Source organism: Nocardioides stalactiti (genome assembly GCF_014180715.1).
GTDB classification, from domain to species: domain Bacteria; phylum Actinomycetota; class Actinomycetes; order Propionibacteriales; family Nocardioidaceae; genus Nocardioides; species Nocardioides stalactiti.
In genome coordinates, this window is the sequence record NZ_JACEFC010000025.1 from 17,907 (window position 1) to 38,902 (window position 20,996).

The following is a 20,996-nucleotide window of genomic DNA, read 5'->3' on the forward strand; positions in this document are numbered from 1 at the left end:
TCAGGCCCTCACTTGGCGTTGACGACGCTTCCGCACATGAACGTGCCGGGCGAGACCTTGCGCCAGCCGCCGTCGTACTGGATGACCATCGTGCACGGACCCGTGACGCGGCCGCCGACGTTCTGCGGGGCGTGGAGACCGTTCCCGGTCCAGCCCTTGGTCCGGGAGATCTCCCCCAGCACTGTCGATCGGGTCAGCTTGCCACCCAGCCCGATCGCGGTCTCGACGAACAACCGGGCCGCCGACCACGCGTAGAGGCCGTAGAAGTTCGGGACCGCGCCCGGCTTCACCTGCTGCAACCAGGCCAGGTAGTTCTGCATCTCGGGGTTGGACCGGTTCTCGAAGAGGTCGGTCGTGGAGTAGACGTAGACGTTCTCGGCGAGGCCTCCGGCCAGCTCGACGTACCGACCGTCGTAGATCGTCGGGTCCTGGAGGTAGACCTCCGGCTCGTAGCCCTGCTGCTGCATGGCCTGCTGGAGCTTCACCGTGTTCTGGTAGGGCCCGGTGTAGACGACCATCTTGATGCCCTTGTCCTTGAGCTGCTGGACGTAGGGAGCGAAGTTGAACTCCGCGACATCGATGCTCTGGCGGTAGTCGACGTCCCAGCCCACCTTCTCCCACGCATCGGCCTGGTAGTTCGCGTTCTCCGGCGCCGCACCCCCGTTGATCCAGAGGACGCCGACGCTCTGCGTGGCGTCCTTGTGCTCCTTGAGGAACCACTTCGGGTAGGAGTCGGGGATGAGGAACGGCTGGGTGGTGTAGGTCGCGTAGCAGGTCGTGCATGCCCCCCGCTCGGAGGTCGTGCTGACCGTCCGGATGTCCGGCAGGCCGCAGTCCTCAGCCAGCGAGGCACCACCGGAGTCGAACGCCCCCATCGACCCGACCGCCGCGAACGCCTCGTCGCACGCCTTGGCGTAGGCCTGCTGGTCCGCGCCCGCGTCGGCCCGGCTGTCCAGCGGCAGGATCTCCAGCTTGCGCCCGCAGACGTCGCCCTGGGAGTTGAAGAACTCCGCATACGCCCGGACCGCGAGCTGGGAGGACTCGAAGATGCCCGGGACCGGCCCGGAGATGTCGGCGACGTTGGCCAGCACGATCTTGTCGTCGGTCACCCCGGTCTGGTTCTTGAACCCGTCGCAGGAGGCCTGCTTCGCCCCGCCGGTCGCGTCGTTCTTGGTACCAGGTGCACCCGTGTCCCCCGGGTCACCGGCCCCGGTGTCGGTACCGGTGCCACTGTCGGTGCCGGTTCCGCTGTCCGTGCCCGGGCCGGCCCCGGTATCGGATCCGGGGTCCGCGCCGGCGTCCACCCCGCTGTCGGCGCCGGGAACACCGTCGACTGCGGTGTCCCCGCCTGGCTGCTGACCCCCGGCCTGCGCCACCGTCTCCGGATCGAGCCGGGAACCGCAGGCTGCGAGGAGAAGGACAAGGACCGACGCCACGAAGGCGTTGCGAGCACGAACCACGGGGGCACCTCTCAGCGCGCCGCCGGAATGGCGGCTAGAACACGTTCTAGTAAGAACGAGCGACTGTGACCCGGGACACGTTCTTCAAAATGTGATCTGGCTCACATTCGAGCGGCGGGGGTGGGGATGTCGGCATAGGAGACCAGGCCCGGACGCGCTGCGACGACGTGCGGGATCGCGTGCACGACGGGCATGCCGGTGATGGTCATGCCGATGCCGTGCATGTCCTCGACGGTCAGTGTCTCGAGCGGCTGGTCGGGCAGCAGGCCGAGCGTCAGCGAGACCTGGGGCGATCCGTCGATCTCGATCTTGTAGCCGTGCTCGGCGGGCATCGGCGGGTCGAGCTCGCCCGACATCACCCAGCGCTGGTGGAGCTCGATGACCTCGCGGCCACCGGCGACGCCGAGGAACCGCACGTCCATACCCGCCACCGTGCCGGCCGCGATCGGGCGGCCGACGAGGTCGAGGTCGCGGACGGCGGCGCTGACGTCGACGCGGCAGTCGACCCGGTCGAGGTCGACACCGAGACAGTCGGCGAGGACGTGCACGCCGTCCTCGAAGACCGCGACGGCCGCCCGGATGTCGTCGGCGTGACCAGCGTCGTCGAGGGGCCGGCCCCAGCCGAGCCCGTCCATGTTGGAGTCGCCGGCGAAGCTGCTCACGTCGACGGACTCGACCGAGCGGACGTGGCGGACCTCGCTGCAGATACCGGTGGCGACGGCCGCGAGCAGCTGGGCGTAGCCCGGGTTCATACCGCTGCCGAACAGGCTCGCTCCGCCGGCCTCGGCGGCCGCGGCCAGGGCCTCGCGCGCCCCGGCGATGCTGTGCCCGGTGAGGAACTCGGCCGTCGTCACCACGTTGGCGCCGGACCGCAGGATCCGCTCGACGGTCGGGACGTCGAACCGGAGCGGTGTGTAGACCACGCAGTCGGGCCGCAGGGCCAGCAGCGCGTCAACGTCGTCGGTCGCGGTCACCCCGCACGTCTCCGGCAGCCGGCACAGGGTGGCGACGTCCTGCCCGACCTTGTCCGGGCTCCATGCGTAGCAGCCGACCAGCTCCAGGTCGGTGCGACGCAGGATCGCCTGCACCGTGGCGCGGGCGACGTTGCCGGTGGTCCACTGCACCACGCGCAACGGCGGCTGAGCAGTCATGACGGTCTCCTGTCGTTGAACCAGCGCACCCCGGCGCGGATCGACTCCTCGGTCGGGCTCGGCTCCCAGCCGAGCTCGCGGATGGCCTTGCCGTGGTCGAGCGCCGACTGGATGTGCATCAACCGGACGCTGGTCAGCGTGACAACGGTGTCCTTCCGGGAGATCCGCGACCACGCCGTGCCGACGCTTCCGAGCACCTTCATCACCGGGATCGGCAACCCGACTCTCGGCGGCTCGACGCCGCCCTCGTCCGCTGCGACCGAGAAGAGGTCGCGGATGGAGAGGTAGCTCTCGGAGATGATGTAGCGGTCGCCGACCCGCCCCTTGTCCTCCGCGAGCAGGAACGCACGCGCCGCGTCCTCGATGCCGACGACCTCCATCGCCGCGCCCTTCACGTACGCCGCCATCCTGCCGCGGGAGGCCGCGCGAACGAGTCCGCCGTGCGGCGTCGGCCCGAGGTCACGCGGACCGTACGTCGTGCCGACGTTGAGGACCACGGCCGGCAGACCGCGGTCGCGCGCGGCCTCCAGGACCAGGTCCTCGGCCTGGATCCGGGTCTCGATGTAGGGACCGCCGAGGTGCCGCCAGGTGTGCGGCGTCGACTCGTCGGCAAGCCCGCGATCGGCGATCCCGATGGTCCCGACCGTGCTGCAGAACACGAACCGCGGGACGACGACAGCAAGCGCCGCGTCGATCACTCCCCGCAGGGCGTCGACGTTGGTGGCGAACAGCGGCCCAGGGTCGCGCAGCCAGGCCCGGGTGTCGACGATGCAGTAGTGCACGGCGTCGACGCCGGTCATCGCGGCTCGCAGCGCGGGGCCGTCGGACAGCTCGCCCCGCACGATCTCGACGTCGAGGTCGTCGATCGCAGCGGTCGAGCTGGACGGACGCAGCCAGACCCGCACCGCGTCGCCGCGCGCGACGAGCTGTCGGATCACGTGGGAGCCGAGGAACCCGCTGCCTCCCATCACCAACGTGGTCCTGCTCATCTGGCTCCCTCTCCTGTCGACGGCTGGAGGTCGGCCGTCGCCGTGGTCACCTCGCGCGCCAGGGTCGCCACCTGACGCTGCGTCATCCGCTTGCCGGGGTGCACCGACAGCAGCAGCGCCACCCGGCCGTCCGGGCCGAAGACCGGCGCGGAGACGGTGCTGACCTCGTGGTCGCGATGGGGCCCGTCGATCTGCTCGGCCACGATCTGCCCGAGCAGCGCCTGGACGACGGACTGGATCGCCGGCGAGACGCCCTCGCCACGCAGGGTGCCGACGAGGCCGACCAGCGGCGCCATCGCCGGCGTCATGTGGTCGTACTCGTAGCCGCGCTCGCGGACCGTCGCGAGGTGCGCGTCGAGGCGCGCGATCAGCCCGGGGTCGGTGACGCCGCTGCGTTCCCGCCACGCCTGCTGCTCCGCCGGGGACTCCCACGCGGCGAACGCGGTCCCGAGGGGTGCGGCGTACGGCAGGTGGTCGCCGACCGGGAGGGTCACCCCGGGCGACCCGGTCTCGAACGCGGTGACGACCACCGACCCCGCCACTCGCTCGATCACCGAGGCGGGACACCCGTGGGCGACCTGGAGCTCGCGCGCCCGGGCGCGGGCCGCGACGACCAGCGGTCGTGCGGTCTCGGCGCGACCGGCCAGCACCGCCAGACCAGGGCCGAGGGCGTAGGTCTTCTCGAGCGGGTCGCGGACGACCCACCCGCGTTCCTCGAGCGTGGTCAGGATGGCGTGGCCCGTGGCCTGGGTGAGGTCGAGCTCGCGGGCGATGTCGGAGAAGCGCAGGTCGCCCGCGCCCGGACGCCCAAGGAGCTCGAGCACGTCGAGCGCACGCGCGGTCGGCGGTGATGCGGACACCTTGACCTCCTCGACGCGCAGCCTTACCGTTTCTCGATAGTTCGAATCTAGTTCTCGGATATTCGAGGGTCAAGGAGACGGGCGCTCGCATGAGCCACCACCACGACGCCCAGGACATCGCCGACGTCCTGGTCCGCTACGCCACCGGGATCGACTCCCGCGACTGGGACCTGTTCCGGACCGTGTTCACCGAGGACTGCACCATCGACTACGGCCCGGTCGGCCGCTGGAACGGGATCGAGGAGCTGGTCGCCTTCATGGTCGAGGCCCACCTCGGCGCCGGTCTGACGCTGCACCGGATCACCAACGTCGTCGCTCAGGTCGATGGCGCAACTGGGGACACAGCGACCGCGACGGCGTACGTCGACGCCCTCCTGATGAACCCCGAGGGCACCGGCGGCGTGCAGGCAGCCGGCTCCTACGAGGACCGCCTGGTCCGGACGACGACCGGCTGGCGGATCTCGGACCGGGTCTTCACCCCCGCCCGGTTCGCGAGCGTGTGATGCCGACGTTCGCCGCGCAGTACGGCCCCTGGGCGCTCGTCGCCGGGGCGTCGGAGGGCGTCGGTGCGCTGTACGCCGAGGAGCTCGCCGCTCGCGGCCTGAACGTGGTGGTCCTGGCCCGGCGCCAGGCGGCGCTCGACGAGGTCGCGGCCGGCATCCGGAGCCGCACGGGTGCCGAGGTCCGCACGCTCGCCGTCGACCTCGCCCGGCCCGACGCGACGGCGACCATCACGACCGCGCTCGCCGACCTCGAGATCGGCTACCTCGTCTACTGCGCCGGTGCCGACGCCGACTACCGCCCGCTGCTGGCCGGCCCGGTGGCGGCGGCCGACGCGATGATCCATCGCAACTGCACGGTGATGGTCCAGCTGTGCCACGCGTTCGCCGGTCCGATGGTGGAGCGCGGCCGCGGCGCCATCGTGCTCTTCGGGTCCGGAGCCGGTTTCGCCGGAGCACCCAACATGGCCGTCTACGGCGCGACCAAGGCGTTCGACATGGTCTTCGCGGAGGGCCTGTACGGCGAGCTGCGACCGCACGGCGTCGACGTCCTCGGGCTGGTGCTCGGCGAGACCGACACCCCCGGCCTGCGCCGCGTGCGGCACCAGCGCGGACTGTCGGGCCCCGACGAGCCGGTCCGCCGGGCCTCGACCCCCGAGCAGGTCGTCGCCGACGCGTTCGCGCACCTCACCGACGGCCCGGTCTACCTGGCGAACCGGACCATGCGTCTCGGGTCGCGCGCGATGTTCCCGATGGGGCGCAACCGGATGGCGCGGCTGATGGCCAGAGCCAGCGCGAAGGCGATGGGCCCAGCCGACTGAGTGTCAGCACGAGCGGCTCGTCGCGGCGGCACCCTCAGAGCTCGGCGTCGACGACCTTCTCGACGTCGAGGTCCATGAGCGTGTTGATCGCCCGCACGGCGGTGACCTCCATCCGGTCGTCAGGCTGCATGCCGCCGGCGGCGAGGCTGAACACGATCGCGATCCATCCGTCGATCGTCAGCAGCCGGTAGCGGTCGAAGGCCTCGTCGAAGGACGGCACCTCGCCGCCCGCCCCGTGCTCTGCCAGCCCAGCGAGGTAGCGCCGCAGCAGGTTCTCCTGCTCTGCTCGCCGGAGCTCGGTAGGGATGGAGTGCATGAGGAAGTACGCGACGTCGCGCAGGCCGTTCATCTTGTGGAAGACCTGCCAGTCATAGATCCCGGCCGTGCCGTCCGGGTCGCTGAACGTGTTGCCCAGGTGCGTGTCTCCGTGGCACAACGTCATGGGCATCGACTCCCAGACCTTCACGAACACGTCCTGGTTGTCGACATAGGTCTTGGTCAGGCGCCGCACCGAGTCCGGGACCTCGCGGTCCTGGTTCATGAATCTCTTCTCGCTCCACTTGAAGAGCTGTCGCATGAACGGATATCCGGGGCGACGCGAGTAGGTCTCGAGCCAGGCCAGGTCCGTCGAGAAGCGCGGCGAGCGCCAGAACCGGCCGTGCAGCTTCGCGAGGAGGTCGATCACTCCTTCGGCATGCTCCTTGGTGCACTCGTCGTCGGCGTTGAGGAAGGTTACGTCGCCGCGGAGAGCCAGGTCCTCGAACACGATGACGTAGCGGCCACCGATGCCGTGCCGAGCGAGGAAGGGCCGGACCGTGAGGTCCTCGAGCGAGGGCTGGATCTGCTGGAAGAACCGCGTCTCGTAGGAGTGGCAGCCGAAGCCGGAGACGATCCCGCGCGGTGCGACCTGGGTGGAGGTCCCCTTCGCGAAGGCGGACGCGGGGAGCCCGGCGTCCGTGCCCGCCTGGTTCCAACGGAGCATGATCCGGGCACGATCCGTGGTGCCCCTCGAGTCGATCACCACCTCGTGGGACTCCAGCCGCGCTCCGGGCACGCCGCGTCCGATCGCCCGACCGAGCTCGGCCGTCGTGATCGAGTCCAGGCCGTAGCGCCCCTGCCTCGGCACCCAGGGCGAGACCCCCAGAGCCAGGTCGCGTGCCGACGCCAGTCCGTGTCGCATGAGGTTCCCCTTCGATCCCGTGCGGTCGCGCTCTCGCGACCGCAGGCCTTCACGGTAGATCTCGAATTTACGGGCGTCAATTAATTTCTAATACATTTTCATTTTTTTGGAGGATCGACCGCCACCGTGAGCGCGTGCGGTAGACAGACCCCATGCAGCGGCCGGACCCTCGCGAGAGCAAGGGAGCGGCCACGCGCCGGCGCATCCTGACCGCGCTGGAGGAGGCGATCGAAGAACTGGGGTACGAGCGGGTGACGATCGCCGAGGTCACCCGCCGCGCCGACGTGACCCGGCCGGCGTTCTACTTCCACTTCGAGTCGCTCGGCGCCGCCTTCTCCTCGCTGATGGAGCGGCTCTTCGACCAGTTCACCGGGGTCGCCACGGGTTGGTACGAGCACGGCAGCGCAGATGAGTCCGCGGCTTTCCGAGCGGGGATGGCCGCGACCGTCGACCTATGGCGGGCTCACTCCCAGGTGATGGACGCGGTCGTGCGCGCCGCAGCAGCCGACCCCGCAGCCCGCCGGGTGCTGGACGGCTGGATCGACGCCTACGTCGAGCGAGCGCTGCCGGTGGTCCGCGCGGACGCGACCATGTTGGGCGACGCCACGGACCGCATCACCAGGCTTCTGGTCGAGACGACCTTCGACGCGATGGGGCGCGACGTCCGCGCCATCGTCGGCGGCAGCCCGCCGGACCGCGACCTCGCCGACTCGCTGTCGCTGATCTGGACCCGGTCGATCTACCTCAGGTAGCGGTCGCCTTCTCCAGCGCTGTCAACGCCTCGTCGAGGTGGATCAGCATGCGCTGCAGGTGCGGGAGCGCCCGCCGGTCCCCCACGATGCCGAAGGTCATCAGGTCGTCGTACCGGGTCAGGGTGATGTTCATCGCCTGCGCCTCGGAGATCATCGAGACGGGGTAGATGTCCGTCATCCGCGCCCCGTTGGAGTAGAGCGGGACGTTGGTCGCCGGGACGTTGGAGATGATCAGGTTGAAGGGGTGCCGGGGAAGCGCGGAGATGCCGGTGAGGGACGAGATGATCGCCCCGCCCATGATCAGCTTGCTGACCGCGATCACTTCCGCCGGCGACATCGCGCCGAACCGGTCCTTGGCCGCCTTCGTCTGCGCGTGGATCGAGCCCAGGCGCACAGCCGGGTCGTCCCCGGCCGTGCCGAGGTCGCAGAGCATCGCGCCGAACGCATTGCCCTCCCCATCCGCGAAGTCGCTCCCTTCGCGGCGCACCGAGACCGGCACCATGGCGATCAGCGATCGGTCCGGCAGGGTCCCGATCTCGTCGAGGTAGGCCCGGAGCGCGCCCCCCGCCATCGCGAGCCCGACATCGTTGACCGTGCAGCCCGCAGCACGGGCGACTGCCTTGAGCCGCTCCACCTGCCACTGGTCTCCGGCGAACCGTCGCGCTCCGCCCACCTTGACGTTGAGGGGCGAGGGCGGCGCCTCGAACGGCACCCGAGAGCTGTCGTCCCGCGCCATGTCGACCAGTGAACGGACCACGGACGCGCTGCGCAGGACTGGGGCGAGCCTGCTCTCGGACGGCCGCGGCTTGCGGGGCGACTGGATCACGTTGGGGTCCACTGCCCACGGCGGCAGGCAGTCCCGCTTCTCCGGGTCGGGCGAGAGGCTGCCCAGCACGTGCTTGGCGAGGGACATCCCGTCCGCGATGGCGTGGTGGGTCTTGAAGGCCGTCGCGAAACGGCCACCCTCCAGACGCTCGAACACGTGGAACTCCCACAGCGGCCGGCGACGGTCCAAGGGCATCCCGTGCTGGACGGACACCGCCTCGAGGAGCTCGCGGACCCGTCCCTGGCCAGGCAGAGCCGAGCGCCGCACGTGGTGGTCGATCTCGACCGGCTCGTCATCGATCCACCGCAGCGTCGACGGCGAGACCGCCGAACGCGCCGGCCGGCGCCGGAACACGCGCTTGAGGTCGTCGCTCGCGAGGAGGTGCTGGAAGTAGTCGGCCACCCACTCGTCGGGATCAGCGTCCACCGGAGGGCGGTACAGCTGGAGCGTGATGACCTGGGCCGGCCGGCCGGCCGCCTCACCGAGCAGGAACATCGCATCGCCGACAGCAATGTTGGTCAAGGTCGCGACCTCCGTCTCGATCGTCCAGGAGCATGGACAATCTATCGAATCTAACTTAAAAAAAGATAGAGTGTCGTTGCGCACACCGCAGCCTGAGACGAGGGAACGTGCAACAGCAACCGCCAGGCCGCGATGCGACCGACCACGTGCTCCTCCTCCACGGGATGGGGTGCGGACCCTGGGTCTGGGATTCCGTCGAGGAGCACCTGCCCGCTCACCTCGTCGCTGTTGCGGTCACCATCGCCGGACACCGAGGCGGCACGCCGCTCGCTGCTGCGGCGGACCGGCGCGCCTCGGAGCAGATGCTCGACGACATCGAGGCAGCCCTCGACCAGCGCGGGATCGCACGCCTGCACGTGGTGGGCAACTCGCTCGGGGGGTGGCTCGCCCTTCGCCTGGCCGAGCGAGGTCGGGCACTCAGCGTCCTGTGCCTGGCTCCCGCGGGAGGCTGGCAGCCAGGGAGCGTGTTCGAACGCCTGCTCATCTCGAGGTTCGCCCTGGGGCAACAGGCTGCCCGAGCGCTGGCGCGTCGCCCGGCCCTCCTCGGCTCTCCCCGCCTACGCCATGCCGTGCTGGCGCCGGTGGTCGCGGATCCCGACAAGGTGCCCGCCGCAGACGTGGAACGGTTCGTGCGGGACATGGCCGACTGCCAGGCACTGCGCCTGGCGCTCGCGAGCCCCGACGCACGGGCGCTCGCCCGTGTCGACTCCCTGGCCGCGCCGACCCGCATCGCGTGGTCGGGCGAGGACCGCGTGCTCAGCAGGCGTCGGGCTCGCCACGGTTTCGACCACCTCCGCGCCGACGAGCTCGAGCTCGCGGGGCTGGGCCACCTGCCGATGCTCGACGACCCGCAGGCGGTCGCCCGCTTGATCGCCGACGCCGTCGCCCGCGCCGAGTCGTCGCGCAAGGTCAGCTGAGGAGGAACGCGACGCAGAGCGCGCCGAAGGTCGACGTCCATGCGGCGAGTGCGATCCGGAGGGCGCGCGGCGCTTCCCGGACCTCCATGAAGTGACGACCCACCAGGAAGGCCTTGACGAAGCCGGCAGCGACGACGACCGCCGGACCGAGGTCCGCCGGCCCGTGGTGCCCGGTCCCGATCCAGAACGTCATCGCCGTCACCGCGACCAGCACGAGCCACACCGCGAGGACCCGCGCGGGCACCCCACCGATCACGACAACGGCCCCAGGTACAGCAGGTTGAAGATGACCACCCACAGCAGGTCGACCATGTGCCAATAGACGGCGGCCGCCTCGACGAACACACGGCTCGGTCGCCGACCGGCCCTCGTCCTCCGGGACCAGGTGCCGAGCAGGACGAGGCCGACGACGACGTGCAGCAGGTGCACGCCGGTCATCACGAAGTAGAACGTGAAGAACGTGTTGGTCCCCGGGGTGTGACCGCCGCTGATCTCGAGGGAGTACTCCACCGCCTTGGCGGCGATGAAGGCGAACCCGGTCCCCGTTGCGACACGGAGCCAGCCGGCGGTCGGCCCCGGGCGGTCGCGGCGGTGCGCCTGGAGCGCTGCCACGACGGCGTACGAACCGAGGAGCAGCAGCAGGGTGTTGACCACCCCGATCGGCTGGTGGAGATCAGCGGCAGCCGCGGCGAACCCCGCCTCGTCCTCTCGCATCTCCCAGCAGAAAACGGCGAAGAACGCCCCGAAGATCGACATGTCTCCCAGGACGAACACCCACAGGCCCACCTCACCCGGCAGGCCTGCGGCGGGCGTGCGACCCGGCGCCGGCTGAGGAGCCGGCGCCGGCGGATCCTCCGTCCAGAGGAAGGACGCACTCTCGGCGATCAACGATCAGGCCTTTGCCAGGACGACGTCACGATCGACCATGAGGGTCTCGTTGGCCTTGCGGCAGGCATAGCTCATCGCGACCAGGAAGGCGCAGTAGGCGGTCAGCGCCAGCCAGAACACGAACACCCCGTTCCAGGCGAACGGACCGCTCTTGAAGAAGTAGGCCAGGACGTCGGGGATGAAGGCGAACGCCACCAGCAAGTTGAGGTAAGCCAGCCATCGCGGGAACACCTCGGACTTGTCGCGGAGGATGGCCAGGGCTATCGCGACGTTCTGGACCATGAACGGGGTGATGCCGGTGAAGAGCAGCAGCCAGGCGAGGTCGTTGAGCAGGACGATGTCACCCGGGTCGCGATCGGTCCGGAAGGCCGCGATCGCGAAGATCAGCTGCGGGAACATGTTGATCACGACCGTCACGGCAGCGGCGAGCAGCTGGGTGAAGGCCATCAAGGGCACCCGACCCTCCATGCGCAGGAGGTGCACCGAGACGAGCACGAGCATCGGGATCATGAGGACGACCCCGATCGAGGACAGGACGAAACCTGCCATCACCCGGTTGGGCTCCTCGGTGAAGAACGAGACGACGTCGGGCGTGCTCTCGCCTGGTCCCATCGGGAGCGGCAGCATCCCCGCGATGAGCCATCCGACCAGCGTGACGACAACGGCCGCCGGTCCCCCGAGGGCCGCGATGTCGAGGATGCGCTTCACTTCGTCCCTCCCCGGAGGATGCCGGCGAGGCGACCGACCTGCTCGACGCGCTCGTCCGCAGTTCTCGCGAGAGGGTTGACCAGGAGGGTCCGTACCCCCGCAGCGTGGAACTCCTCGACCTGGTGGCGGACGCTGTCCTCGTCACCGATCAGGGTGACCGCCTCGACGAGGTCGCCCGGCACGGCTTCCGCGGCCTCACGCTTCTTGCCCGCGAGGTAGAGGTCCTGGATCTCCTTGGCCTCGGTCTCGTAGCCGTAGCGACACGCGAGCTGGTTGTAGAAGTTCTTGTCCCGCGCGCCCATGCCCCCGACGTAGAGCGCGAGCTGGTTGCGAACCGTCGCGATCGCCTCGGGGTCGGGGGCGCCGAGGTGGAAGCTGACCTGCAGCTGGATGTCGAGCTCGCCGAGCGAGGGATCACGCCGGCTCGTACCGGCGTCGAGCGCCTCCCCCCAAGCCTGCTTCGCCCGACCCGGGTGGAAGAACAGCGGCTGCCACCCGTCGGCGACCTCCGCGACGAGCTCGACGTTCTTGGGTCCGAGCGCCGCGACAGAGATCGGGATCTCGGAGCGGACCGGGTGGTTGATCAGCTTGAGCGGCTTGCCCAGCCCGGAGCCGCCGTCCTCCTTGGTCAACGGCACCCGGTAGTGCTCGCCCGCGAACTCGACCGGCTCGCGCCGCCAGACCTGTCGACAGATGGAGATCGTCTCGCGGGTACGACCGAGCGGCGCGTCGTACCTCACGCCGTGGAATCCCTCGACGACCTGGGGACCAGAGGCCCCGAGTCCTAGGTTGAAGCGGCCACCCGAGACGTAGTCGAGTCCCGCAGCGGTCATCGCCGTCAGGGACGGGGTCCGCGAGTAGACCTGGAGGATCCCGGAGAGGAGCTGCAAGGACTCCGTCTTCGCCGCGATGTAGCCGAGCTGGCTCACCGCGTCGAACGAGTACGCCTCGGCGACGGCGACCAGCTCGAGACCTTGTCGCTCGTACTCCTGGAGGAGCTCGACGGTCTCTGCGAAGCCGCCGGAGTAGTCCATGATCATGCCGAGTCGCACGGGTGGTCCTTTCGTTCGGGTGCCGGGCTCACTGCCACAGCAGGACGACGAGGGTCAGCGGGACCAGGACGGCCCAGCCCTCGAAGGCGAGCCGGCCGAGCAGGGGTGCTCGCCGGAGCTCGATGAAGTCCGTCATCACCAGCCTGACCTTCCAGGCGGCGACCACGAAGATGGCGACCAGCGCCCAGCGCCGGTCCACGGAATCAGCGCTGAGGATCCAGGTCGTGACGATGCTCGCGGCGGCGAGCAGGCCCCACGTCATCCAGGTCGGTCGTTCGGTCAGCACCGTGGTCACCTCGCGAGGTACAGGAGCGGGAAGATGAGGAGCCAGAGGAAGTCGACGAGGTGCCAGAAGACCGCGGCGGTCTCGAAGCCGACGACTCCTCCCTCCGGTCGACGGCCCAGCCGCACCCAGAACCCCAGGAGCAGGACGCACCCGGCGACCACGTGGCCGAGGTGCACACCCGTGAGGGTGAGGTAGTAGACGTAGAACTCGTGGGTGTCGGGCGCGTGCCCGGCGTCGAATCCCGCGGCGTACTCGAGAGACTTGAGCACCACGAAGACCGCTCCCCCGCCCACCCCCGCGAGGATCCAGCGGCGAGCCTGACCCACCGCGTCGCGGCGCAGTGCCGTCAGTGCCGACGCGATGCACGCCGAGCTGGTCAGGAGGACGAGGGTGTTGATGCCCCCGCGGTCCGCGTCGAGCGTCAGGCGCGCCGCTTCGAAGCCAGCGGGGTCGTCGGCACGCGCCAGCGCGAAGGTGACGAACATGAGGGTGAACATCGCCAGGTCGCCGGCGACGAAGACCCAGAACCCGTCCATGCCCGGCATCGTGCGACGGCTGCCCTTCCCGGCGGGGGCGCCCTGGTCGCTGCGCTCCATCAGCGCACTCATCCGGCGGCAGCCTCGAGCAGGTCCTCGGACTCCAGCCGCTTCAACGCACGCCAGGTGAGCACAGTCGCGACCGCGGTGAAGGCGAAGAACTCGACGAAGACGACCCAGAAGCTGACCGCGCCGTCCCACGCGACCGGGCCCGTCCGGAAGAACGGCATCAGCATGAGGGGCACGTAGCACGCGGCCGTCAGGAAGCTCATCCAGGCGAACCATCGCGGGAACAACGGGGTCGCGCGCCGGTCGATGAGGACCGCGACGCCGATGGCGATGCTCTGGATGGCCGAGCAGACGAAGGTGGTGTCGAAGAACATCCAGCCGAAGTCGTAGAGTGTCTGGATCGTCTCCGGCGAGTGGTCCTCGGCCCGGATCGCCGCGGTGATCCAGATCGTCGCCGGCGTGAAGGTGACCAGGCCGGTGAGCACGCCGCCGATGAACTGGACGTGCGCGAGGATCCCCATGGGGCCCTCGATCCGTTCGATGACGCGGCTGATGGCAGCGCTCCAGACGACGTACCACGGCCCGCAGAAGGCCATCAGCACCATGCCGATGGTGAGTCCGGTCTGGTGCTCGACGAAGTAGTCGGCGATCTGCTGCGCGGTCAGGTCGGGCCCCGGCGGAGGCCAGAATCCCGCGAACACGGCGAACCCGAGCAGTCCCGGGACGACGTACAGCACGACGAGCAGCAGGCCGATCCTCGTGATGAGGTAGTCCGCGCGCGTCTGGGCGGCGGTCTCCGCCGACGTGGGGCGGGTGTCGCTCATGGTCATCTCAGGTCTCCTCAGGGACGCAGACAGGCAGCGGCGTCGCCTTCGCGGCGGGCCGGGTCCTGGGGGCAGGGGATGTTGCGAGCGCCTCGGACGGAGCGCGGGTCGTCGTGCGGTGCCGTGCAGAACACCAGCGGGGTCTTCCGAGGCTCGAGGTCGAACGGCGATGCCCACTCCGAGACCGGCAGGAAGCCCTCGATGCACTCCGGCGGGTCGTCGAAGTTGGCCAAGGTCAGCCGGACCGCCTTGTCGTCGAGCGCCGGCAGGGTGACCGACTGGACCGTCGCCACCGCCAACGGGTAGTCGCTCAGGATCTGCTGGAGGTAGGGGTCGTAGCGGTTGAGCACTCGCGACACCGTGTTGGTCGCCTGCAGCAGGGGAGGCAGGTCCACCTCGAGGTCGTCGAGGAGCAGGTTGGTCGTGGCGGTGAACCGCGGGCCGTCGTCGAGGAGCGCGCGGATGTCGTCGTCGCCGGCGCGCAGCTCGTCGGTCACCTGCTGCAGGTTGCTCGTCAGCCTGACGATGTTGGCCGAGCGACCGTTGATGGTGGAGAGCAGCGGGCCGGCACCACGGATGAGAGCCGCCGTCTGCTCGAAGTTGGCATCGGCGAGCCGGATCAGGGAAGCCCCGTCGTCGAGGATGGTCTGCAGGTCACCCGTGCGCCAGTCCAGACCCTTGCTCGTCTCCCGGAGCAGGACGGACAGCTCCTGCTCGTCGAGGCTCTGCACCAGGGCGTAGACGTTGTCGAGGACCGGGCCGATCTCGACGGGCACCGAGGTGCGCGAGAGGGGGATGACGTCGCCGTCCGCCAGGACGTCGTCACCGCCGTCGCCCGCGGGAACGAGGTCGACGTACTGCTCACCGACGGCGGAGCGGCTGTGGACCTCCGCCCCGACCCCGGCAGGGATGTCGGTACCGGTGGCGAGGTTCAACCGCGCGACCAGGTGGTCGCCCTCGACCTCCAGCGACTCCACCTTGCCCACCGGGTGGCCGAGGTAGGTCACCTCCGCACCCTCGTAGAGCCCGGCTGCCTCCTTGAACTCCGCGTCGACCTCGTAGCGCTGGAAGCCCAAGGTCTCGGGCACCCGCAGGAAGGTCATCGCGAGCACGACGATGCCGACGACCGACGCGATGCCGAACGCGATGAGCTGCTTCTTGATCAGAGGCGAGGCGCCCTTCATCAGTTCCCTCCTCCGGTGAGGCCGCCGAGAAGACCCTCGAGCGAGGGCAGACCGGGGGCGGCTGACTGTTCGTTCGACTGCTCGCCCGCCGACGTACCGCCACCCTGCTGGCTGGGGGTCGTCTGGAGCCCGTTGAGGAGCCCGGTGACGCCGCTCAGGGTTCCCCCGAGGCCGAGCGAGTCGAGGAGCGCGCCGACGTCCAACCCGGGGAAGCCCGGAAGGCCCGGCGTGCCGTCCGGGGTGATGAACCCGTTCGCGAGCGCCGAGTTGGTCAGATCGAGGACCAGGCCGAGGTTGCAGTAGGAGCCACGGCAGGCGTTGGTGACCGTCTCGGGCGCGAACGGGAACGTCACGGCAAAGCCCAGAGCGGTCACCGTGGCGTCTCCGGCCCGGAGGATCCCCTCGAACACGGGGCGCAGGTTCTCGAGGTCGGCGACGAGGTCGTCGCGCACATCGCGGACCAGCGGCACCACGACCTCGGCAAGACCGTCGAGGGCCTGGAGAGCCTGGGTGAGGTCGGGGCGCCGGTCCGAGAGGACGGCGAGCGCGGGGCCGATCTCGTCGAGCGCGCGCGTGATGACCTCACGCTGGCCGGCGTACTTCTTCGACACGGTGGCCAGGTCACGGACGGTGGCGATGATGTCGTCGCGCTGCTCGTCGAGCGCTCCGAGGAACCCGTCGAGTCGCGGCAACAGGTCACCGACCGCGCCGTCGTTGCCAGCGAGCACCCGGTTGAGCTCGGTCGTGATCGTGCTGATCTGCTCCAGGCCCCCACCGTTGAGGGTGACCGACGCAGCGGAGAGCACCTGCTCGGTCGACGGATAGGCGTGGCCTCGCTCGAGCGGGATCCGGTCGCCGTCGGCGAGCACGCCCTTCGCGTCACCCGGCGCGGACAGCTCGACGTACGACGCTCCCAGCAGCGTGTTGACGCCGACGCTCGCGACGGCGTTCGCCGGCAGCTCGACGTCGGGCTCGATGCTGAGGACCGCCTCGGCGTGCCAGTCGACGGCGTTGATCTCGCGCACCGTGCCGACCGCGATGTCGCCGACCTTGACCTGGGCGTTGGGGGTGAGGGTGCCCACGTCAGGCAGCTCGACGACGACCTCGATGGCGTCGTCCCCGGTGCCCGTGCCGCCCGGGAGAGCCATCTCCCCCACCCCGTCGAAGCGGCATCCCACCAACGCGAGGCAAGCGGCAGCCACGACCGCCGTCGTGTGCGCGGGCCTGCGGATTCCCTTGCGCGGAGTCGTCATCACATGCCTCCCAGGAGGACGAGCAACGCACTGAGGAGCTGCTGGGACTGCGGGCTGCCGGCGACCTGGTCGAGCAGGTCACCGATGAGTCGGTCGCACAGCTCCTGCGTCCCCTGGGCGTTGGTGCCTGCAGCCCCACCCATCGCACCGCAGATGAGCGCACCCGGCGAGTTGACGTTGGCAGCGTGCAGGTCCACACCGACGGCGTTCTGCTTCTGGTGGTAGGACTCGGTGAGGTTCTCCAGAGCGTTCGGAGCGACGTGGAGGATCTGCGCCAGGTCGCCCTGCTGGCGCGCGACCACGCTGATGACGTCCGTCAGTCCCCGCATGGCCTTGGTGAGACCGCCGCGGTTCGTGGCGACGAACCCCTCGACGTCGCCGACGGCCTTCGACAGGTCCCGGAGGGCCGCCCGCACCAGGTGCTTGTCGTCAGCGAGCAGCTGCGAGACGGCGTCGAGCCGCTCCAGGAACTCCCCGATCTGGACGTCGCTCTGCCCGAGCGCCGTCACGAACACCTGGAGGTTGCGTACGACGGAGAACGCGTCGTCCCCGCCGGAGTTGAGGACCTCGATGGCGCCTGCCAGGTCGGAGATCGTCTGGTTGAGCGTTCCGCCCTGTCCTCGCAGCGCGCCCGAGGTCGCGTCGATGACGTCGGAGAGTGCCCCGTCCTTGTTGGCGCCCCGCGGGCCGAGGGCGACGGCGATGTCGTTGAGCTGACCCTTGATGTCGTCCCACTCGACCGGGACCGCGGTGCGCTCCTCGGGGATGGTCGCACCGTCAGGGAGCTTGGCACCGCTGATGTACTGCGGCGTCAGCTGGATGTAGCGACTGCTCACCAGGGACGGCGCGACGATGACGGCCCTGGCCTCGGCCGGCACGTCGATGCCCTCGACGTGGAACTCGACGCGGACCCGGCCGTCCTCCGGCTCGATGTCGTCGATCTTGCCGACGGGCACACCGAGGACGCGGACCTCGTCACCGGCGTAGATGCCGTCGGTGCTCTCGAAGTAGGCGACCAGGTCGGTGCGATCGGAGCGGTTCCACCCGGCTGCGACGACCCCGAGCAGGACGACGAAGACAAGCAGCACCACCAGCCACGGCTTCTGCGGGCGGGACAAGCGTCGGTTCCCGGTCATCGGAGACCCCCTCGGTCTCGGTCGGAGCTCTGCTCGCGAGTGACGTCAGCAGGCGCCTGTCGGGGCAGCACATCGGCGAAGTCGACGTTGGGCGTCAGCAGGTTGCCGGGCAGCAGGTTCTGCAGGTAGGCGGTGAAGAACTCACCCGAGGAGACGACCTCGCCGAGACCGGTCGCGTAGACGGCCATCCCGCTCAGTGCCTTGCTCAGGTTGTCCTTGTTGTCCTGCAGGGTCCGGATGATCGTGTCGAGCGAGTCCAGCGCCGGGCCGAGGCTCTGCTTGTTGTCGGCGACGAACCCGCTGAGCTGTCGCGACATCGAGGAGAGGTTGTTGAGGAGGGCCGAGATGTCGTCGCGTCGCTCGACGAGCTCGGCGAACAACAGGTTGCCCTGGCCGATGATCTCGGTCATGTCGTCGCTGCGGTCTGCCAGGATCGCGCTGAACTGGTCGGCGCGGTCGAGGAGCTGTCGGAGCGCCTCGTCACGGCCGTTGATGGTCGCGGAGATCCGGCTGACGCCGCGCAGGGCCTGGCGGATCTCCGGGGTGGCGCCCTCGACGGTGACGGCAACCTGCTCGAGCGCCTTCGCGACCTGCTTCACGTCGATCTGCGAGGTCTCGGACTCCAGGTCCGTGAGCGCCTCGGTGACGTCGTAGGGGACCGAGGTGCGTTCGACCGGGATGACCGCGCCCTCTGCCAGAGCGCCCTCGCCGAAGCTCACCAGCTCCAGCGCCTTGTCGCCGAGGACCGTGTCGATGCTGACCTCGGCGGTCGTCTCGTCGCCGAGCTCGACACTGGTCTCGGTGATGGTGAACTCGACGTCGACGCCCTCGTCCCCGAGCTCGACACTGTCCACACGACCCACGTGGAGGCCACTGACCCGGACCGGGTCACCGGCCTTGAGGCCGGCGGCCTCGGGCAGGACCGCCTGGTAGTGACGGCCGTAGAGGCTCAGGACCGAGGAGAAGTTGAGGACGAGGAGGACGCTCGCCACCAGCCAGGCCACGACGATGAGGCCCAGCGGAAGCGGGTTCCGCTCGCGGAACATCTTGATCTGCATCAGTTGCACCGTTCGACTTGGCTCTGCACGGCGGGCGTCTTGATGGGCTTGCCGCCAGGGCCGGTGATCTTGATCTGCACCGAGCAGAGGTAGAAGTTGAAGAACGTTCCGTGCGAACCGATCCGGTCGAGGGTCTGGTAGGCGGCCGGCAACGAGTCGAGGACCTTGTTGAGGGTCTTCGTGTTCGTGTTCAGCAGTCCCGCCAGCCGGTCGACGGCGATCACCGTGGACCGGAACGGACCTCGGACGCGCCCGAACAGGTCGGTCAGCTCCGCAGCCATGCTGTTGATGGCCACGACCGACGTGGTGATCGGGTCCCGGTCCTCTGCCAGCCCCGTCACCAGCCTCTTGAACTGCGTGATCGTCTGTCGGAGCTGGGCGTCGCGCGAGTCCAGGCTGCCCAGGAGGACGTTCATGTTGTCGATCAGGGACGTGATGGCCTCGCTGTCGTCGGCGAGGCCGTTGGTCAGCGACGAGGTCCTGGCGAGGAGCGACTCGATGGTGCCGCCACGGCCCTGGAGGGTGGAGATGAGGTTGGTCGCCAGCTCGTTGACCTGCTCCGGCTGGAGCCCGCGGAAAAGCGGGCGGAACCCGTTGAGCAGGACGTCGAGGTCCAGCGCGGGCGTTGCGAGCCGAGCGGGGATGACGGAGCCAGGCTCGAGCTCCTCTCCGACCCCCGGCTGCTGGCGCAGCTCGAGGTAGCGGTCACCGAGCAGGTTCTCGTAGCGCACCAGCACCTGGGTGCGGTCGGTCAGCGTCTGGCCGGACTCCACGTGGAAGGAGACGCGCACCATGTTGTCGTCGATGACCTCGAGCCCGTCGACCTGACCGACCCGAACACCGGCGACCCGGACGACATCACCCGCCTGCAGCCCGGTGACGTCGTTCATCTCGACCTGGTAGTCGTTGCTCGGGCCCAGCCGTACCTCCCCGAGGGTGAGGTAGAGCAGGGCTGCCGTCAGCGCTCCGACGATGCCGAAGACGGCCAACCGGATCGCGTCGCCGCGGATCTTCACTGGGGGGTCCCCCTCTCGGGCACCGGGACCTGGCTCGGGGACAGCACCGGCAGGCCGTGACAGTTCGGGCCTCGACCACGCGGGTAGCTCGGCAGGTCGTCCGGCGCGGTGTACTTGGAGAGCTTCGAGCGGACGCTCACCAGCGCACGCAGCGTCGCGTCCGTGCCGCCGATCACGTCGGCCATGATCTGGCGGGTGCGGTCGAGGCCGAGGATGAAGCAGGGCAGCTCGGTGGCGTAGGCACGCAGCGTCCCGGAGGGCAGGTTCAGGCCCCGCACCAAGGCGCCGAGCGCGTCCGCGTTCAGGCCCAGGACCTCGGCGCCGCGACCACCGAGGATCGTGAGGTCGAGGAGGAGGGTCTCCAGGGCTGCGTCCTTGTCGACGACCGTCCCCGCAGTGACGGTCGCGTTGCGCAGGATGGAGATGAGGGCCGGCGACACCTCGACGGCGACCCGGGCGAAGCGGGCGACCTGGAGGAGGTCCTCGCGCAGCTGCGGGAGGAGCGGCTGGAGCTTGGTCAGGTAGTCGTCGGCCTGCGCAGCGAAGGCGGCCATCTGGTCACCACGCCCGCTCAGCGTCGTCGCCAGGACCGTGAGCGTCTGGTTCAGGTCGGCGACGTCGACGCCCGACAGCACGCGCTGGAGGCTGTCGAAGACGGTGTTGACCTCAGTCGTCACCCCGAGCGTCGACAACGTCGCTCCCTCGCTGAGCCGGCCGTCGCCGGACCGCGACACCAGCTCGACGTACTTCGCGCCGAAGACGGTGGAAGCCCGGATGTCGGCGACGACGTCGGAGGGAACCTGGTCGAACTTGTCACGATCGATCTCGAGCACGATCTGCGCCTCGCCGTCGACCAGCTCGACCGACCCGACCCGGCCGATCTCGACCCCGCGCAGCTTCACCTTGTTGCCCGGGTCCATCACCAGACCGGCGCGCGCGGTCACGACGGTGACCTCGACGGGGTCGGCGAACGCGCGCGTGTAGAAGGCCGCAGTCAGGCTGAACCCCGCGGCGATGGTGAGCACCATCGCCAGGGCGCCCAGACGCACCTTGTTCGACTCGTTCATC

The 20,996-nt window shown here is 69.5% G+C and carries 23 protein-coding genes; 4 read left to right on the top strand and 19 right to left on the bottom strand.

Translation table 11 applies throughout. The features are described from left to right. Positions 1-8: 8 nt before the first annotated feature. The 4 genes from H0487_RS07270 to H0487_RS07285 form a co-directional block, all read right to left on the bottom strand. A complete protein-coding gene (locus H0487_RS07270) occupies positions 9-1,460 on the bottom strand; it encodes an ABC transporter substrate-binding protein (RefSeq protein ID WP_183093568.1) in 1,452 nt (483 codons plus the stop codon). Between the two features lie 101 nt (positions 1,461-1,561). Beyond that, positions 1,562-2,611 (bottom strand): NAD(P)H-dependent amine dehydrogenase family protein, encoded by a 1,050-nt coding sequence (locus H0487_RS07275; RefSeq protein WP_183093569.1) that lies wholly within the window; start codon positions 2,609-2,611, stop codon positions 1,562-1,564. Next, positions 2,608-3,600: an NAD-dependent epimerase/dehydratase family protein gene (locus H0487_RS07280; protein WP_183093570.1), complete on the bottom strand. Its 993-nt coding sequence runs from the start codon at positions 3,598-3,600 to the stop codon at positions 2,608-2,610. The genes H0487_RS07275 and H0487_RS07280 overlap by 4 nt, the downstream gene beginning before the upstream one ends. Continuing rightward, on the bottom strand, positions 3,597-4,460 hold the full coding sequence (locus H0487_RS07285) for an IclR family transcriptional regulator (RefSeq protein ID WP_183093571.1): 864 nt from the start codon (positions 4,458-4,460) through the stop codon (positions 3,597-3,599). The genes H0487_RS07280 and H0487_RS07285 overlap by 4 nt, the downstream gene beginning before the upstream one ends. A gap of 89 nt (positions 4,461-4,549) precedes the next feature. Here H0487_RS07285 and H0487_RS07290 point away from each other — a divergent pair, with 89 nt between their 5' ends. Together H0487_RS07290 and H0487_RS07295 are read left to right on the top strand one after the other, a co-directional pair. Continuing rightward, positions 4,550-4,963: a nuclear transport factor 2 family protein gene (locus H0487_RS07290; RefSeq protein ID WP_183093572.1), complete on the top strand. Its 414-nt coding sequence runs from the start codon at positions 4,550-4,552 to the stop codon at positions 4,961-4,963. After that, positions 4,963-5,781: an SDR family NAD(P)-dependent oxidoreductase gene (locus tag H0487_RS07295; protein WP_183093573.1), complete on the top strand. Its 819-nt coding sequence runs from the start codon at positions 4,963-4,965 to the stop codon at positions 5,779-5,781. Before H0487_RS07290 ends, H0487_RS07295 begins: the two co-directional genes overlap by 1 nt. Positions 5,782-5,815: 34 nt before the next feature. Here H0487_RS07295 and H0487_RS07300 read toward each other — a convergent pair whose 3' ends face one another. Then, positions 5,816-6,961, bottom strand: coding sequence for a phosphotransferase (locus H0487_RS07300; RefSeq protein WP_183093574.1), 1,146 nt, complete (start codon positions 6,959-6,961; stop codon positions 5,816-5,818). A gap of 152 nt (positions 6,962-7,113) precedes the next feature. On the opposite strand from H0487_RS07300, the gene H0487_RS07305 reads away from it, so the two are divergent. Beyond that, complete coding sequence (locus H0487_RS07305) at positions 7,114-7,713, top strand: TetR/AcrR family transcriptional regulator (protein ID WP_183093575.1); 600 nt, start codon at positions 7,114-7,116, stop codon at positions 7,711-7,713. On the opposite strand, the gene H0487_RS07310 is transcribed toward H0487_RS07305, so the two are convergent. After that, the gene (locus H0487_RS07310; RefSeq protein ID WP_183093576.1) at positions 7,706-9,061 is read right to left on the bottom strand and encodes a WS/DGAT/MGAT family O-acyltransferase; all 1,356 of its coding nucleotides are present in this window, start codon (positions 9,059-9,061) and stop codon (positions 7,706-7,708) included. The two genes, H0487_RS07305 and H0487_RS07310, sit on opposite strands and share 8 nt — an antisense overlap. A gap of 107 nt (positions 9,062-9,168) precedes the next feature. Here H0487_RS07310 and H0487_RS07315 point away from each other — a divergent pair, with 107 nt between their 5' ends. Beyond that, on the top strand, positions 9,169-9,978 hold the full coding sequence (locus H0487_RS07315) for an alpha/beta fold hydrolase (RefSeq protein WP_183093577.1): 810 nt from the start codon (positions 9,169-9,171) through the stop codon (positions 9,976-9,978). On the opposite strand, the gene H0487_RS23820 is transcribed toward H0487_RS07315, so the two are convergent. The 13 genes from H0487_RS23820 to H0487_RS07380 form a co-directional block, all read right to left on the bottom strand. After that, positions 9,971-10,222, bottom strand: coding sequence for a cytochrome C oxidase subunit IV family protein (locus H0487_RS23820; RefSeq protein WP_220793168.1), 252 nt, complete (start codon positions 10,220-10,222; stop codon positions 9,971-9,973). The genes H0487_RS07315 and H0487_RS23820 overlap by 8 nt on opposite strands. An 8-nt stretch (positions 10,223-10,230) precedes the next feature. After that, positions 10,231-10,752, bottom strand: coding sequence for a cytochrome c oxidase subunit 3 (locus H0487_RS07325; RefSeq protein WP_183093578.1), 522 nt, complete (start codon positions 10,750-10,752; stop codon positions 10,231-10,233). Positions 10,753-10,869: 117 nt separating this feature from the next. Then, a complete protein-coding gene (locus H0487_RS07330) occupies positions 10,870-11,574 on the bottom strand; it encodes a DUF4386 family protein (RefSeq protein WP_220793169.1) in 705 nt (234 codons plus the stop codon). Then, a complete protein-coding gene (locus H0487_RS07335; RefSeq protein WP_183093579.1) occupies positions 11,571-12,626 on the bottom strand; it encodes an LLM class F420-dependent oxidoreductase in 1,056 nt (351 codons plus the stop codon). Before H0487_RS07335 ends, H0487_RS07330 begins: the two co-directional genes overlap by 4 nt. A gap of 28 nt (positions 12,627-12,654) precedes the next feature. Next, positions 12,655-12,912 (bottom strand): cytochrome C oxidase subunit IV family protein, encoded by a 258-nt coding sequence (locus tag H0487_RS07340; RefSeq protein WP_220793170.1) that lies wholly within the window; start codon positions 12,910-12,912, stop codon positions 12,655-12,657. 5 nt (positions 12,913-12,917) lie between these two features. Then, complete coding sequence (locus tag H0487_RS07345) at positions 12,918-13,520, bottom strand: cytochrome c oxidase subunit 3 (protein WP_183093580.1); 603 nt, start codon at positions 13,518-13,520, stop codon at positions 12,918-12,920. Further along, the gene (locus H0487_RS07350) at positions 13,517-14,287 is read right to left on the bottom strand and encodes a hypothetical protein (protein ID WP_183093581.1); all 771 of its coding nucleotides are present in this window, start codon (positions 14,285-14,287) and stop codon (positions 13,517-13,519) included. Before H0487_RS07350 ends, H0487_RS07345 begins: the two co-directional genes overlap by 4 nt. A gap of 11 nt (positions 14,288-14,298) precedes the next feature. Beyond that, complete coding sequence (locus tag H0487_RS07355; protein WP_183093582.1) at positions 14,299-15,465, bottom strand: MCE family protein; 1,167 nt, start codon at positions 15,463-15,465, stop codon at positions 14,299-14,301. Continuing rightward, positions 15,465-16,718, bottom strand: coding sequence for an MCE family protein (locus H0487_RS07360; protein ID WP_183093583.1), 1,254 nt, complete (start codon positions 16,716-16,718; stop codon positions 15,465-15,467). Before H0487_RS07360 ends, H0487_RS07355 begins: the two co-directional genes overlap by 1 nt. Next, positions 16,718-17,854 (bottom strand): MCE family protein, encoded by a 1,137-nt coding sequence (locus H0487_RS07365; protein ID WP_183093584.1) that lies wholly within the window; start codon positions 17,852-17,854, stop codon positions 16,718-16,720. The genes H0487_RS07360 and H0487_RS07365 overlap by 1 nt, the downstream gene beginning before the upstream one ends. Further along, positions 17,851-18,912 carry an MCE family protein gene (locus H0487_RS07370; RefSeq protein ID WP_183093585.1) on the bottom strand — a complete coding sequence of 354 codons (1,062 nt, stop codon included), beginning with the start codon at positions 18,910-18,912 and terminating at the stop codon, positions 17,851-17,853. Before H0487_RS07370 ends, H0487_RS07365 begins: the two co-directional genes overlap by 4 nt. Continuing rightward, the gene (locus H0487_RS07375) at positions 18,912-19,928 is read right to left on the bottom strand and encodes an MCE family protein (protein ID WP_183093586.1); all 1,017 of its coding nucleotides are present in this window, start codon (positions 19,926-19,928) and stop codon (positions 18,912-18,914) included. Before H0487_RS07375 ends, H0487_RS07370 begins: the two co-directional genes overlap by 1 nt. Further along, complete coding sequence (locus tag H0487_RS07380) at positions 19,925-20,995, bottom strand: MCE family protein (protein WP_183093587.1); 1,071 nt, start codon at positions 20,993-20,995, stop codon at positions 19,925-19,927. The genes H0487_RS07375 and H0487_RS07380 overlap by 4 nt, the downstream gene beginning before the upstream one ends. Position 20,996 lies beyond the last annotated feature (1 nt).

Coding starts and splice junctions, on each gene's coding strand:
- H0487_RS07345 (WP_183093580.1), bottom strand. CDS start 13,520: ATGAGTGCGCTGATGGAGCGCAGCGACCAGGGCGCCCCCGCCGGGAAG.
- H0487_RS07350 (WP_183093581.1), bottom strand. CDS start 14,287: ATGACCATGAGCGACACCCGCCCCACGTCGGCGGAGACCGCCGCCCAG.
- H0487_RS07365 (WP_183093584.1), bottom strand. CDS start 17,854: ATGACCGGGAACCGACGCTTGTCCCGCCCGCAGAAGCCGTGGCTGGTG.
- H0487_RS07290 (WP_183093572.1), top strand. CDS start 4,550: ATGAGCCACCACCACGACGCCCAGGACATCGCCGACGTCCTGGTCCGC.
- H0487_RS07275 (WP_183093569.1), bottom strand. CDS start 2,611: ATGACTGCTCAGCCGCCGTTGCGCGTGGTGCAGTGGACCACCGGCAAC.
- H0487_RS07360 (WP_183093583.1), bottom strand. CDS start 16,718: ATGACGACTCCGCGCAAGGGAATCCGCAGGCCCGCGCACACGACGGCG.
- H0487_RS07380 (WP_183093587.1), bottom strand. CDS start 20,995: ATGAACGAGTCGAACAAGGTGCGTCTGGGCGCCCTGGCGATGGTGCTC.
- H0487_RS07370 (WP_183093585.1), bottom strand. CDS start 18,912: ATGCAGATCAAGATGTTCCGCGAGCGGAACCCGCTTCCGCTGGGCCTC.
- H0487_RS07295 (WP_183093573.1), top strand. CDS start 4,963: ATGCCGACGTTCGCCGCGCAGTACGGCCCCTGGGCGCTCGTCGCCGGG.
- H0487_RS07355 (WP_183093582.1), bottom strand. CDS start 15,465: ATGAAGGGCGCCTCGCCTCTGATCAAGAAGCAGCTCATCGCGTTCGGC.
- H0487_RS07305 (WP_183093575.1), top strand. CDS start 7,114: ATGCAGCGGCCGGACCCTCGCGAGAGCAAGGGAGCGGCCACGCGCCGG.
- H0487_RS07300 (WP_183093574.1), bottom strand. CDS start 6,961: ATGCGACACGGACTGGCGTCGGCACGCGACCTGGCTCTGGGGGTCTCG.
- H0487_RS07280 (WP_183093570.1), bottom strand. CDS start 3,600: ATGAGCAGGACCACGTTGGTGATGGGAGGCAGCGGGTTCCTCGGCTCC.